Genomic DNA, 14,568 nt, shown 5'->3' with positions numbered 1-14,568 from the left:
TTATCTCTCGCTGATTTCACCAATGAAGCAGATCTAAAAAAATCTGCGAGAAAAACTTATCTGTTTTCTATTTCAGTAATTTTCTTCCCTTCCTCACCCAGATAATGAAGAACCAGCTTTTCATAGACTTTATAGCCATTATCTACATTGGTAAAAATAAGAAGTCCTTTTCCTGATTTTGGCAATACAAAGGCAATACACCTTGTACCTAGATCAGCACCACCATGAGACAGTGCATAGTCTCCATTTCCAAGATCATACACTGATAATCCCAATCCGAAGTATACATCTTCTTTTGTTTTTACCTGTTTTTTTATCATTTCCTGAAAAACCTCGGGATTCAAGCCTTTCCCTTTCATCACATTTATCATAAAATTTCCATAATCCCCAATTGTTGTATGCAGATCATCCGCAGCATTGGCTGTGCTATTTTTTTCTGTCGGATAAGGTTTTCCTTCTTCATTATATCCAATGGCAAATCTGGATTCATTGGTATTCTGATCCCAAATGTAATTGGTATCCGTCATTTGAAGCGGTTGGAAAATCAATTCCCGAGCAAGCTGCTCCAATGGTTTTTTGAATTTCTTTTCCAGGGCTTTTCGCAGGTATTCAAATCCTTCTCCTGAGTATTGATATTGAGTTCCCGGCTCAAACTGAAAATTGAGTTTTTTGTTAGCGTTCATCCATCTCCAGTTTGGAAATCCAGTCTGATGGGAAAGAATGAGTCTGGTTGTTATCTTTTTATGTCTCGGATCATTGGCTATATCCGGATCTGTCCAATAAGCATCAAGAGGTTCATCCAGTTTCCATTTTCCAAGACTTATCAAGCGCAAAGCAACCATTGCTGTAACAGGTTTGGTAAGAGAAGCTACATTGAAATAGGTATTATAGGGAGCCGAAATTCCTTTTTTTATTTCTCCTAAAACTTTTACCTGCTTCAATTCTCCACCTTCAATGATTCCTAATCCTAAAGTTGGAATTTTATTTTCTTTCAGCCAGTTTTCAATAGCTTGGTCATCTTCAAAAGCATTCTCATCACTGCCTTTTTTTGCCTGATGGTCGAAACTGAGCGATCTTTTTAGCTTCCATTCGCCATTTTCTTTAGCCCATACATGCGTAAATTTAGCAGAACCTGTTAGGTTCTCTGGCTGATTGGTTTCTTTTTCATAAAACAGATGTGTTCCATTCTGAATAACAGCATATACTTCTCCTTCTTTATACATTGGGTAGACTTCGGTACTTTTTTCAACCAAAGCTCTCCTTACCTTATACGTTTTCGATGGTCTGCATAATCCGTTTTTAAAATCAATCATAAATTTCGTTTTATCAGAAAAGCCATCTTTATCGTGATAAAATTCAAGCTGGTCATTGAGTATATTTTCCATTTGACCAACATTACAAGTATTGAAGCCTACCGAAAAAAGCAAGCTGTCTCTGGACATAATTGTTTTGTATAAAGCGTCAGTCTTTTCTATTTGTGCATGAACATTGCTAAAGAAAGCGATAAAAAATAGGAGTATAAAACGAGTATACTTTGTCATTTTTATTATTTTTGACAAAGATTAGATTTTCATGGGTTATTCCATTAAAAATGAACCCGACAAAAACCCGACAAAGCCCTGACAGGTTTTATATCATATTGAATTTCAATCGAAAATACATTTTTTTATTCCGGTCAATCTCAGCAGTATTACGAAGGATTATAAAGATATTGGAGAGCACAATTACGATCATGAGAACCAGTGTAAACTGTCTTCCAAGCTTTAAAAAGATCCCCAAAATGAATACAATAGGAGCCATAACCGTCCATATCATCTGGACTGAAATAATCTGTCTGGCCAGACTGTTTCTCTGCTTCATGGTAAACATAAGGAGAAACGGAACTAAAATATTCAGCGGAGGCAGCAGGGTAAATAGTAGTGAAGAAAGGTTGATGATTTTAATAAGGGAATAATTGGTCTCGGGTTGCTGTTCTTCCTTTACTTCCGGAATGATCTCCTGAGTTACCTCAACACTTGTTTCAGTAGTTTCAATACTATCCTGCAATGAAGCTTCCTCTATTTCCAATGCTTGAGCCAATGCTCTTAAAGTATGTCCTTTGGGTTCCGTACCCGCTTCGATCCGTTGGATGGTTCTCACAGAAATTTTTGATTTTTCTGAAAGTTCTTCCTGGGTCAGATTTTTCTGTTCTCTTACAGCTTTTAATTTAGACATGGTTGCTTAGAAAGGATTTGCTTTGATTGTGTTGGCTAATTTACATTTTTTTCAATATTTGAATTGAATTCCATTTGTTGGTTATTTTTGTTTTTAACGCAACGGTTAACAATATGAATGAAAATTTTCGCAATGGCGTTTCACTCAGCAAAGAGACATCATAAATTCTTTTTTTTTTGAGTAATTTTTATAGAAGTATTGTACATTATTTCAAGAAATAAGACATTTGTATAAAAATTAATGATCCCACTTCAAGATCTTTCATTCTTTATTCTGGCAGCACTTATTTTAGTGATTAGTCCAGGTCCTAATATGATTTACCTGATTTCAAAATCGATAACACAAGGGAAAAAGTCAGGTTTTATTTCTTTAATGGGTGTCGTATGCGGATTTATGTTTCACATCATCATGGTTTCTTTTGGCTTAACGGCTGTATTATTGGCTGTTCCGTTTGCCTATCTGGTTCTTAAAACCCTGGGAACGATGTATCTTTTATACCTGGCTTATCAAGCTATTAAACCTAACAGCAAAAATATTTTTGATATTGACAAAAATACATCGAATGATGGCCCTAAAAAGCTTTTCACCATTGGTTTTTTAACGAATGTTCTCAATCCGAAAGTGGCCGTTTTTTATCTCTCATTTTTCCCGCAATTCATCAAACCGGAATATGGCTCTGTTTTAACCCAGAGTCTGGAACTTGGAGCTATTCAGGTACTGATAAGTTTTAGCATTAATTTCTTAATTGTATTAACAGCTGCCAGAGTTGCCTTGTTTTTCAATAATAACCCTGCCTGGATTAAAGTACAAAAGTGGTTCATGGCAAGTGTATTAACTTATCTGGCAGTAAAAATGGCTTTTTCTAAAGCAAAGTAATGAACTAAATATTGATTAATTTCCTGATTAAAAAAATAAAAATTTAGAATCTTCTGTCATCACAGGAGATTTTTTTATATTACGAATGAAAGCAGATCTTCTATATTATTGTAGCTTTGTAAATCAGTTTCAAAAAGATGAAGCATACCATTCCTACCTACGATCTAAGTGATATCTCCAAGCATCGCTTCCATATAAAAAGAATGGATCAGCATACCTATCATACAGAGAGTATTCTTATGGATAAAGGAATACATCGCGACAGCCATTATATATTTACCTTCATGGAAAGCGGACATGTAAAAATGATGGTTGACTTCAACATCATTGAAGCTAAAGATTCTACTATTTTCTGTGTGTTACCAGGGCAGGTACATCAAGGCTTTTTAATGAATAAGGTGAACGGATGGTTTGTAGCAATAAAATCTGATCTGGTTCCGGATTCTGTACGTTCTGTTTTTGAGGAATCTATGGAAGGAATACGACCTCTTGCAGTGGAGAAAACATGGGTAGAAAAGTTCAATAATGTAGCGGCTATACTCCATACTTTTTATACGGAGGAAATGTTGGCTTCCAAAGAAGGTTTTTTAGTAATTCAATCTCTTCTTCATTCTTTTATAGGGATGTTTGCCTTTATCTATTCAAAAGAAAACTATTCTCAGGCTATTGGTGAAAATCGTTCTTTACAACTGACACGGGAGTTTAAAATTATGGTACGACAAGGCTATAAAACTATGAAAAGTCCATCTGAATATGCTGAAAAGCTAAATATCTCAAGAGGATATCTCACAGAAGCCATCCGTGAAGTGACCGGTAAATCTGCTCAACATTGGATTCATCAGGAAATTCTAATTGAAGCCAAGCGGTTATTAGCATTCACTCACCTTACAGTAAAGGAAATTGCCTATGAATTAGGATACAATGACCACACGTATTTCAGCCGCTTATTTTCAAAACTGGAAGACCAATCACCTTCACAATTCAGGCATTCAAGCAGGTAGTTCAAAACGGAGCAAAAAATTTCTGCCGTATTCTTAACGATCTCCTTCTCCCTTCCCTATTCTCAACCACGAATTGTCCAATTATTCCCATGGAACAGCTATCGTACTATTTACATTTTACGGCTTCCTTTGCAATAAAAAATTATTCATGCCAAGTTTACCAAAATGGATCAACGATACGGTAGAAAATGTATGGTCCTCAAAATTCAAAGATTGTAAAGTTATTCATATAGAAACTATTTCCGGGAATCTTCGTCTTGTGCGTTTTGAAACCGATTTACAGGATATTCAGTATGAACCTGCTTATGCCATTGGAATACGAATCAACGACAGGGATTTCCGTAATTATTCGCCCTTCAATTTTAATAGAGAAGCTGGAACATTTGAAGTTTTATTTCACATCCATAATAATTCAGCAGTGGGAAGTCGTTTTGCAATTCATTTATCTGTTGGGGATTCAATAAAAATATTAGTGCCCAGGGGAAAGCGATTTTTTGAGCCGAATGCTAAAATTCATTTCTCCATAGGGGATGAAACCTCATTGGGAAGTTCTCTTTCCATTAAAGAAGCGGTGGAAGAAGCAGGTTCTTTATTTATCTGCCTTCATGAGCTGGAAGAATCCCAGGCTCTGGAAAGTCTCAATTTATATGGTTATCATAGTCCCAAAAACAGTACAATGAGAATCATAGAAGCCTTAACCGACTTTCTAAGGGAAGAAAAGGAAGCTATTTGCAATGATAATGCGGTTTTTTACCTAACAGGAAACGGAACCCGAATGTCACTTATAAGAAAATTTCTTAAGGCTAAGGGGGTCTCCTCGAGGTGTATCAGATCACAAGCGTACTGGATAGAGGGAAAAAAAGGACTGTAAAAGACAGGAAGTTGGAAATGATGCATTCAAATATATACAACAGCTATTTTAATTTCCAACTTCCGTTTTTTATTCAATTTTATTTTAGTTTTTGTCCCAACGATTTCACTTTCTCCAACCATTTTTTCCGCTGCTTTTCATTAGAAGTACGAATAATCCCAAAGTAAGTAACCCTCACCGGTTTTATTCCACAGAATTCCAACGTTGATTTCTTAAGCTGATTGACGCTTGGTCTTCCGTACATGAGACGGTAATACCATCCCGGCTGATCTATTGTGGTAATAATATGAGCTGTTTTTCCTTTTAAAAGCTTATCCCACCACAAAGAATTTTCTCTATATTTATAGGCGAATCCTGGAAGAAAAAGACGGTCTATGAATCCTTTCATTAAGGCTGGAAATCCTCCCCACCAGACCGGATGTACCCAAACCAGATGATCTGCCCATTGTATAATTTCCCAGGCATTCAATAAATCAGGTTCCAGCTCCATTCTTTTTTGATATCCGAACTGTAAATTGGGATTAAAGTTCAAGTCTGCTATCGTAATTTCTTTTATTTCTGCTCCTGCTTCTTTGGCTCCGTTTTTATAGGCTTCTGCAACCCCGAAATTGAAAGATTCTTTATTCGGATGTCCATTGATAATGGCTATTTTTTTCATTGCGCTATATTGATATTAATCGTTTCATAGGCATTAAGCTGAGCCAATAATGATAAAGGTTCATGCAACTGATGGCTGAAATAAATATTGCCTTCATGAGGATTTCTCAACAGTTCTTCGGTATGTAAAACTGCTGATAAAGCCGTTAATTCTGCCTGTCCTTTTATACTCTGCAGACTCAGTTTCTTATCACCGTTTTTATCCTGCACTACTATTTCAAAGACCGCCTGATCTCCATTTCCACTTGATCCGAAAATCATTTTCCTTTCTTTCAAAGACAAAATATTAAAAATTCTGAGGTATTGAAAGCTCCCCAGCAGCCAGGTAATGAACTTAGAATTATAAGTCATTTTTACGCTCACATTGGGAATTCTTTCAACCTTGTTCAGGATATACAGATCGGGAACATCAAAATTATAAGCATTCCTTTTTCCGATTCCGAAGGAAAAATCATAGGTTTCAGTATCTAAAAAATGTCGGATAGGATCAGGTTGATCGTTTTTATAATCATGAAAAGGGACTGCCACATTTTCTGCCATAAAATGTGCAGAACTTTCTCCAGCCAGATCTTTAACAGAATAGTACACAAAGAGTTTTACTGCCTGAGTGTCATTAGTATCTTTTGAAAGAACATTCACCAATCCGGGCACTATTCCCCCCATCCATCCGGAACTGAAAACAATTCGACTTTTAATGTCTGATCTTCTGGCAATATCATAAGCTTTTACCAGATCCGGAGTAGGTTTTGTGATATCCAGATAATCAATCTGATTGGCAATGGCAAATCTGAGTACATGGTCAGATTTATCATTCACAGAAAGAATAATAAAATTTATTTTTTTATCATTAATCACCTGAAAAGTACTGGGATCTGTAACATCAATCTTTAGACTTTTATTTACATTTCCACCTTTACGTCCCCCAATAAAAATATTGAAATGAGGATTTCTCGTCTGTAAAATACGGGCAATTGTCTTGCCTACCAATCCGTTTCCGCCGATAATTAGAATATTGTGCTCCATCTATTTTTTTTTGACAAAATTATAGAGCTGGAAGACCAATAAACAGGACAAATGTCTAAAAAGAAATCTCTTTCCTTATACGGCTTAAATGACGTTGGGTAATACCAAGGTAAGAAGCCAGATACTGCAGCGGAATTTTCTGAATATAATCCGGATAGTTTTTAATAAGCGTGGTATAACGCTGGGTAGCACTATCTCTCTGAAGCTGAAAAAACCGATTTTCCAATTCAAGATATTCCTGTTCAGCAATCATCTTTAAAAACTTTGTCCAGTTGAGATCATCCTGGATCAAGGCATCCATTTTTTCCTTTTTTAAGATTAACAATTCTGAATCCGTAATCGCCTGCATATTTTCTTTACTGAGACATCCGGAAATAAATGATGAATAGGCAGCCATCATGGTATTGGGAAACCTGAAACAATAGGTCATATCTTTTCCGTCATCAGCAAGATAAAAGGAACGAAAGATTCCGGACTTTATAAATGCCACTTCCCTGCATTTCTCACCTTCTTGTATGAAATACTCACTCTTACTGACTTTCCTGATTTCAAAAAGCTTTAAAAACTCTTCAATTTCGTTCTCTGAAAACAGTTCAAAACTCCGAAAAAAATCATGTACCATTGATCTGGGTTTTCTTAATATGGCGAAAATAAATAAAACTTATTAAAAAAATTGAGTTCGGGGGTAAAGAAGTTAAGATTGGATGGTAGGAAGATGGAAGCATGAAGCTGGAAGTTACTTTTAGTGATATAATTACTAATGATCACTACAAGACAATTAAAAAAAATGATAAAAAACTGTGTTCGAGCTAAGATTGTTTGTTAATCCTTTGCTCATGTACATTATTATCACGTAATGGCTCGCAAAGTTTTTTCTGAAACGCTCCTATCTTAAGATCGAAAAGGCGTTTCACTCAGCAAAAAAGCAGCCAATATCTTTGCGAAAGAAATTCTTTTCAAATTTGATTAAAAATCTTTTGCGATCTCTGCGTGAAAAGAATCAGGGAGTTTTCTTAACCGAATTCAGGTTTAAAAAAGAAAATCATCCCAGGGCGGGATGATCTACTGTCTTGAATTACTAAGTTATTATATGAAGATATGAAATGATGCGTTTGATGGAGCAAAGATAGATAGAGATGTAATTCCCATCATCAGGAGAATCCCTAGAATTTTATCCGTAAAAATACGGTTGTACAAATAAAAAAAGCCCTGCAAGCGACAACTTACAGGACTTTTGCTGATCTAACAATTATTTTGTTTAGTATTATAAATTTTAAAGTTCAATGTTTAAAATTCTTCAACATCTACTTTAGTTTTTATTACAATGGGCTTACCAGTTGTAAAAACCATTCTTTCACTTCTCCTTCCAAATAAGGAGCTAGTTTTTCTTCACATGTTTTATGGTAATCATTCAGCCATGCAATTTCACTTTCTGAAAGGATTTCTTTTACCACGGTATCTTTAAAGAACGGACAGAACGTTAATGTTTCAAATTCATAGAATGTTCCGTGAATTGTTTTCTCTGCTTCTTTTACAGCAATAAGGTTCTCATGACGAATTCCGTAATGTCCTTCAAGATAGTAGCCAGGTTCGTTAGACAAAACCATTCCAGGAAGAAGATCCTGAGGGTTTAAGTCTTTTCTGATATTTTGCGGACCTTCGTGAACGTTCATAAAGCTTCCTACTCCATGTCCTGTTCCGTGGTTGAAGTCTTTGCCTTCCATCCATAACGGAAGTCTTGCAATGGCATCCAGGTGTACCCCTTTTGTTCCTTTAGGGAATTTTACCATTGATAAACGGATCAGACCCTGCAATACCAATGTAGAATTTCTTTTGAACTCTTCAGAAGGGGTTCCTAATGCAAAAGTTCTGGTAATGTCTGTAGTTCCTTCAAGATACTGACCTCCTGAATCTACAAGGATTGTCTCTTCATTAGTAACTTCTTTACTTCCTTCTTTCTTCGCAGAATAGTGCATGATCGCTCCATTGTCCTTATATCCTACGATGGAACCAAAACTTTCTCCCACAAAGTTCTCCCCTTCCGCACGGAAACTTCTCAGTTTTTCACCGATAGAATATTCATTCATCGCTTCTTTTCCTGCGTTATGAGTCAGCCAGTAAAGGAATTTTACCATAGCAACTCCGTCTCTTACCATTACGGTTCTGAAACCTTCTAACTCAGTTTCATTTTTCTGAGCTTTCATCAGGTTACCTGGTACCGGAGCTTTGATAAATTGATTGTCTGCCTTTAACGTTTCAAAAATCTGCTGGTTGCTGTTTGGAGAAACCAATACTTTTTCATTTTTGAATGCTTTCAGGTAGTTATAGAATTCTTCGTAAGGTATCATCTTTACAAAAGAATCGTCCATTTGTTTTCTTGCTTCTACTTCAAGTTTTTCTAATCCGGTAAATAGCACTGCATCATTCTTAGTGATGACAATATATCCTAAAAATACAGGATTACTCTGTACATCGCTTCCTCTAAGATTGGATGTCCATGCCACATCATCAAGACTTGAAATGATATGAACGGTTGCTTCCTGCTCTTCCATTTTCTGACGGATCGCAGAAAGTTTATCTGCTACAGATTTCCCGGCTCTTTCTACAGGCTGTACAAAGATTGGATGAGCAGATGGTATTCCTCTTTCTTTCCAAACCTCCTTTAAAAGAGGAATATCAACAAGGGTAATATTTTTTGAATTAAATTTTTGAGAAAGTAGTTCCCAATTGGCATTAGAAGCGGCTAAAGCATTTACAGCCACTTTACCTCCAGCTGGGATTTCAGAAATAATCCAATCAATATAATTAGGAGTTCCTTCTATACCATCTTTGAAAAGCTCGATTCCTGAACCGTCCAATTCAATAGCAGCTTGTGTAAAGTATCTTCCGTCTGTCCAAAGACCTGCTTTGCTTTGAGTTACTACCACAAAACCAGCAGAACCTAAAAATCCTGACAGCCATGCTCTTTCCTGCCATTCTTCAGGAAGGTATTCACTCATGTGCGGATCTGCAGAATATACTATAAATGCATCAACATTATTTTTCTGCATTTCTTCACGAAGCGCAGCAACTTTTTCCTTTGAAGTCATTCTTTTCATTTTTAAACACCGAAAGTTACGAAAAATTTAAAGTCAGAGAAGCAAATAAAGCTCCTATTTTCCTTATAATATGTTATTTTTTTGGAATTCTGATTGGAACGCAAAGAACCTGTTTTTGTTAGCAGCAAATACACTAATGATTTTATGAATGCATTAATGCTAATGAATATTTAACTATCAATTTTGTTTAAAAACCTTATAGACTAATTGTAGACATCTGTGGTGAAAGCCCATTCTAGCTTTTCTACTATAATAAAACTGTTATTTTTTAACCGGATAGATGATAATATTAAACCTAACTCACTTATCTTTGTTAAAAAAAATAAAATTCACATTGCAAAACAAAAATAGTTATTAAAACAGCAACTATTCGAAAAGATTATTACTACATTACCTCCATGAAACAGCAAAACTATAATAACCACAGAAAATTCTATCCACCACATCATTTTATTTACCTCCCTTTATTAATTGTACTGGAGATTTTAGGAATCTATAAAATCTGGGCCGATCCTGGTAATCAATTGATATGGATCTTATTTTCAATCGTAATTTTTCTGCTTTTTTATCTGGCTTTTATGACCAGACAGCATTATGCATTAGGGCTTCAGAACCGTATGGTCATTCTTGAATTTAGACAGCGGTATTTCGAAATTTTTAACAGAAGATCTGATGAAACGGTTGAAAAATTAAAGTTTGACCAGATTGCAGCTCTGAGATTTACGTATGACGATGAATTTAAAGAGCTTTTGTACAGAGCGCTTCATGAGAATATTTCAGGGGATGAGATTAAGAAATCCATTAAAAACTGGAAGGCTGATAATCTTAGAGTCTAAGTAATAAAATACATATCCCTGTAAAAACAGAAGTGTTTTTACAGGGATATACAAAGTATCGAAGAATAATCTATTTCTTATTATTTCAAATTAAACCGTAGTTCTACTCTGTAACAACTGAGTTCTGTATTCTTTAGGAGTAACTCCGGCAATTTTTTTGAAAAGTTGGGTAAAACGGAATGCAGTATGAAAATTCAATTCATAAGTGATCTCCGCAATATCTTTACTTGAATGTAATAGTGCTTTACTGTAATTGATATCGATCTCATTGATCCAATGTTTTGGAGGTTTTAGAGTGACACTTTTCACACATTTATTCAGATAACTTTCTGTTACAGATAACTTATCGGCAAAATAAGCTGCAAAGAAAAAATGTAACCGCTGCTGTACAAGTACTGAATAATCAAATTTTACTTTCTCCCAGCCATTGGAATCCTGTACATCCTGCACATCTGAAAAACTATAGATTTCAGGCTGGGTCTGCTGATCCGATTTCTGCTGAAGAAGGTGAATTTTTGATAAGAGATCAGAGTACGATTGAGTCTTCCCCTTATGGGCTAAAAGACCTGCACATAAAGCTGAGAAAAACAATACAAAAGAAAAAATATGACTCTTTTTTTCATATCTGATTAATAATGGTGTAAAATTAGAGTAATATTAAAAAACAGGCTATCAAAAAGATTATTTAAAATGTTCAAAATCGCAACAAACACAATTTTATATAAATTTAACTTTTATTTATAAACCCCTCATTTACAACATTTAAAGACAGTCCACGAACTATGACAAACATTTTATTGTCACCATTCCCATCATTATAACAAATCATCACCTATTTTCCTTCTATATAAAGGATTGAATAAATACATTAAATATTTTTAAAAAATAGCTCATAAAAAACGATATATATTAACAATTATCAGGTAATTAGGTTTATTTCATAAAAACAGATGAGATTTTTTCTTTCCTTATAATTATCGTAAATTTGTATACACATACTTATTTAATTTAATAAAAATAATAAAACGTAATATGTCAAAAGCAATTTCGCAAGTACCATTAGCGGTAAATGAGCCGGTAAATTCTTATGAACCGGGATCTCCGGAAGTTAAAAGCCTTATCGACACTTATAAAAAGATGTGGGCTGAGAAGGTAGAAATTCCAATGGTTATCAATGGAAAGGAAGTAAAAACTGATACAAAAGTACAGCTTCAGTCTCCTCAGGATCATGCTCACGACTTCGGATTTTATTACCAAGGTGGTATGCAGCATGTGGATGACGCTATCAACGCGGCATTGGCAGCTAAAGAAGCATGGAATGCACTAGGTTGGGAACAACGTGCAGCGATTTTCTTAAAGGCAGCTGATCTATTGGCAGGTCCTTACAGAGATGTAATTAATGCAGCTACAATGATCGGACAGTCTAAAAATGTACACCAGGCTGAGATTGATGCGGCTTGTGAGTTCATCGACTTCTTAAGATTCAACGTAGAGTTCATGACAGAAATGTATTCTGAGCAGCCGGTTTCTGACAACGGAATCTGGAACCGTGTAGAGTACAGACCATTAGAAGGATTCTGCTTTGCAGTAACTCCATTCAACTTTACAGCAATTTCAGGAAACCTTCCTACCTGTATGGCAATGTTAGGAAACGTTGTAGTATGGAAGCCTTCTGATAAGCAGGTTTATTCTGCAAAAGTAATCATGGATGTATTAATTGAGGCTGGTCTTCCTGCTGGGGTTATCAACATGATCTTTACAGATGGTAAAGAAACTGCTGAAAAGGTATTGGCTCACAAAGATTTTGCAGGTCTTCACTTTACTGGTTCTACAAAAGTATTTCAGGGAATGTGGAAAATGATCGGTGATAACATCCACAACTACAGAACATATCCAAGAATCGTTGGAGAAACGGGAGGTAAGGATTTTGTTATTGCTCACCCTTCTGCTAATGTAGAAGCAGTAGCTACTGCTTTGGTAAGAGGTGCTTTTGAATACCAAGGACAAAAATGTTCTGCGGCTTCAAGAGCTTATGTTCCTAAGTCTCTTTGGGCTGGTGTGAAAAAAGTAATGGAAGCTCAGATGGCTACTATCAAAATCGGTTCTCCAGAAGATACATCTAACTTCGTAAATGCTGTAATCGACAAAAATTCTTTCGAAAAATGTAAAGGATATATCACAAGAGCTAACGAATCTTCTGAAGCTACTGTAGCAATTGGTGGTACTTGTGATGATTCTAAAGGATGGTTCGTACACCCAACTGTAATTGAAACTACAAACCCTCAATACGAAAGTATGGTAGAAGAGATCTTCGGACCAATATTATCTGTATTTGTTTATGAAGATCAGGACTGGAAAGAAACTCTTAAAGTAGTTGATTCTTCTTCTCCTTATTCATTAACAGGTTCTGTATTCTCTCAAGATCGTTATGCAATCGCTGAGGCTTATAAAGCTTTAGAAAATGCATCGGGTAATTTCTATATCAACGACAAACCAACAGGTGCCGTAGTAGGACAACAGCCTTTCGGTGGTGGTAGAGCTTCAGGAACTAACGATAAAGCAGGTTCTAAAATGAATCTTCTTAGATGGACGTCTGTAAGAAGTGTGAAAGAAACTTTCGTTTCTCCAAAAGACTACAAATATCCATACTTAGGATAATTATCAATAATGAGTAATAGGTAATGAGTAATGGTTGCCTGTTCTTTCAATATAGCCTCGGAATTTCGGTTTCGGGGCTTTTTTTATGAATGATAATTGATGGAAATGTTGCTTGGAGGGTTTTATATTTGCTTTTTATGGGATGACATAGGATTCAAGGGGTTAAGATTAATTATATGTGTAAAAAGATCTCTAGTCTGATATCTACCACACTCTAACATTCTCAAACACTCCCATCCTAACTTACCTAACATCTTTTAACAAACTTTACCTATATTTTACAACTTCCCTACCCTTATTAGGAATAATAGTTGTTTTTTCACTACTACACCCCAAAATAAAATTGTATGAAAAAGTTATTGCTAGCAGCCATCGGCATAGGATTATTTGCAGTGAGCTGTGGAACCAAGGAGTCATCTATGTCTACAAGTAATAGTGATTCAGCTAATACACGGGCTGCATCACCCATTACCAAAGACACAATGACTACAAAAATGATGAATCCGGATACCATTAAGGTGAAAAAGGATTCTATGGCAACATCTCCTGCCAAATAATATTATATACGTTTAATTTAAAATGGAAAATCTGCAGTTGAAAGCGCTGCAGATTTTTTTATGAAAGATTAAGAGATCGTATTTTAATTTGATTATTGAGAATATCAGGTTTTGGCTGATGGAACGGTTTTTAAATTCATTTGGCTGGACAGGCTTCCTTCGTGAACTCCGTTCGTAAACCTTCTGTTTATGCTCAGAATTATAGCCCACCTCTGTTGATGTTGATATCCGCAAGGATAATAGTTGTTTAATGACAAGATCTTTTATCTTTTATCTTTTATCTTTTATCTTTTATCTTTTATCTTTTATCTTTTATCTTTTATAAAATCATTATATTTGATTAATACCAAACATAAAAAAATATTATTATGAGAAAATTATGGCTAGGAGCAATTCTTGGACTTCTTTTCCTTGGAAGCTGTGCTCAAAATAAAGAAAAAAGAGAAGAATTTAAGGATGCTCATAACAAAGATTCCTTAAGAAACAGAATGGGTGATTCTGCTGTGGCTAATTCTGAGCCAGCACCAGTAACTCCAGCTACTTCAAAAGTAAAAACAGACAGTACCAAGACTAAATAAAATCGCAAATCCACAGAATATCTGTGGATTTGCACTTAAAAAAACTTGACTGAAAAAAACCGGGCAATCAACCCCGATTATATTGTATAATCATATTCTAATCAGAATACTCTCTTTCATAGACGAAAAGAGGAACCGTGGCTATTTCATGAAAAACAAAATATACACGCGTTCCATATCTAAAGTTTCATGGTTTGGT

The 14,568-nt window shown here is 35.4% G+C and carries 14 protein-coding genes; 7 read left to right on the top strand and 7 right to left on the bottom strand.

The features are described from left to right. Window positions 1–56: 56 nt before the first annotated feature. Window positions 57–1,541, bottom strand: a complete 1,485-nt coding sequence (locus tag J2772_RS08425; RefSeq protein WP_209915606.1) for a serine hydrolase — start codon at window positions 1,539–1,541, stop codon at window positions 57–59. A gap of 88 nt (window positions 1,542–1,629) precedes the next feature. Beyond that, window positions 1,630–2,214 (bottom strand): helix-turn-helix domain-containing protein, encoded by a 585-nt coding sequence (locus J2772_RS08420; RefSeq protein ID WP_209915604.1) that lies wholly within the window; start codon window positions 2,212–2,214, stop codon window positions 1,630–1,632. A gap of 240 nt (window positions 2,215–2,454) precedes the next feature. Between J2772_RS08420 and J2772_RS08415 the strand changes: the two genes are divergently transcribed. The 3 genes from J2772_RS08415 (at window position 2,455) to J2772_RS08405 (ending at window position 4,962) form a co-directional block, all read left to right on the top strand. Beyond that, complete coding sequence (locus J2772_RS08415) at window positions 2,455–3,090, top strand: LysE family translocator (RefSeq protein WP_209915602.1); 636 nt, start codon at window positions 2,455–2,457, stop codon at window positions 3,088–3,090. 137 nt (window positions 3,091–3,227) lie between these two features. Next, window positions 3,228–4,091 (top strand): helix-turn-helix domain-containing protein, encoded by an 864-nt coding sequence (locus J2772_RS08410; RefSeq protein ID WP_209915600.1) that lies wholly within the window; start codon window positions 3,228–3,230, stop codon window positions 4,089–4,091. 148 nt (window positions 4,092–4,239) lie between these two features. Beyond that, entirely contained in the window at window positions 4,240–4,962 is a 723-nt protein-coding gene (locus J2772_RS08405) for a siderophore-interacting protein (RefSeq protein WP_209915598.1), read from the top strand. Window positions 4,963–5,041: 79 nt separating this feature from the next. Here the strand turns inward: J2772_RS08405 and J2772_RS08400 are convergent, their stop codons facing one another. From J2772_RS08400 to J2772_RS08385, 4 genes are all read right to left on the bottom strand, one after another. Beyond that, complete coding sequence (locus J2772_RS08400; RefSeq protein ID WP_209915597.1) at window positions 5,042–5,620, bottom strand: NAD(P)H-dependent oxidoreductase; 579 nt, start codon at window positions 5,618–5,620, stop codon at window positions 5,042–5,044. Further along, window positions 5,617–6,642, bottom strand: a complete 1,026-nt coding sequence (locus J2772_RS08395; protein WP_209915595.1) for a saccharopine dehydrogenase — start codon at window positions 6,640–6,642, stop codon at window positions 5,617–5,619. The genes J2772_RS08400 and J2772_RS08395 overlap by 4 nt, the downstream gene beginning before the upstream one ends. 55 nt (window positions 6,643–6,697) lie before the next feature. Beyond that, a complete protein-coding gene (locus J2772_RS08390) occupies window positions 6,698–7,264 on the bottom strand; it encodes a Crp/Fnr family transcriptional regulator (protein WP_209915593.1) in 567 nt (188 codons plus the stop codon). Between the two features lie 697 nt (window positions 7,265–7,961). Then, window positions 7,962–9,731 carry an aminopeptidase P family protein gene (locus tag J2772_RS08385; RefSeq protein WP_209915591.1) on the bottom strand — a complete coding sequence of 590 codons (1,770 nt, stop codon included), beginning with the start codon at window positions 9,729–9,731 and terminating at the stop codon, window positions 7,962–7,964. Between the two features lie 407 nt (window positions 9,732–10,138). Between J2772_RS08385 and J2772_RS08380 the strand changes: the two genes are divergently transcribed. Next, window positions 10,139–10,576 carry a DUF6526 family protein gene (locus tag J2772_RS08380; RefSeq protein WP_209915590.1) on the top strand — a complete coding sequence of 146 codons (438 nt, stop codon included), beginning with the start codon at window positions 10,139–10,141 and terminating at the stop codon, window positions 10,574–10,576. A gap of 90 nt (window positions 10,577–10,666) precedes the next feature. Here the strand turns inward: J2772_RS08380 and J2772_RS24170 are convergent, their stop codons facing one another. Further along, complete coding sequence (locus tag J2772_RS24170; RefSeq protein ID WP_245365180.1) at window positions 10,667–11,167, bottom strand: helix-turn-helix domain-containing protein; 501 nt, start codon at window positions 11,165–11,167, stop codon at window positions 10,667–10,669. Between the two features lie 441 nt (window positions 11,168–11,608). On the opposite strand from J2772_RS24170, the gene pruA reads away from it, so the two are divergent. From pruA to J2772_RS08360, 3 genes are all read left to right on the top strand, one after another. Continuing rightward, window positions 11,609–13,234, top strand: coding sequence for an L-glutamate gamma-semialdehyde dehydrogenase (gene pruA, locus J2772_RS08370; protein WP_209915588.1), 1,626 nt, complete (start codon window positions 11,609–11,611; stop codon window positions 13,232–13,234). 347 nt (window positions 13,235–13,581) lie between these two features. Further along, window positions 13,582–13,791 (top strand): cytochrome C551, encoded by a 210-nt coding sequence (locus J2772_RS08365; protein WP_209915586.1) that lies wholly within the window; start codon window positions 13,582–13,584, stop codon window positions 13,789–13,791. A gap of 368 nt (window positions 13,792–14,159) precedes the next feature. Continuing rightward, window positions 14,160–14,369 (top strand): hypothetical protein, encoded by a 210-nt coding sequence (locus tag J2772_RS08360; protein ID WP_209915584.1) that lies wholly within the window; start codon window positions 14,160–14,162, stop codon window positions 14,367–14,369. The last annotated feature ends 199 nt before the right edge of the window (window positions 14,370–14,568 follow it).

Source organism: Chryseobacterium jejuense, assembly GCF_017877355.1.
In the GTDB taxonomy this organism is placed as follows: Bacteria; Bacteroidota; Bacteroidia; order Flavobacteriales; family Weeksellaceae; genus Chryseobacterium; species Chryseobacterium jejuense_A.
The sequence above is the reverse complement of the archived record's forward strand: the minus strand, read 5'-3'. Positions and strand labels throughout refer to the sequence as shown.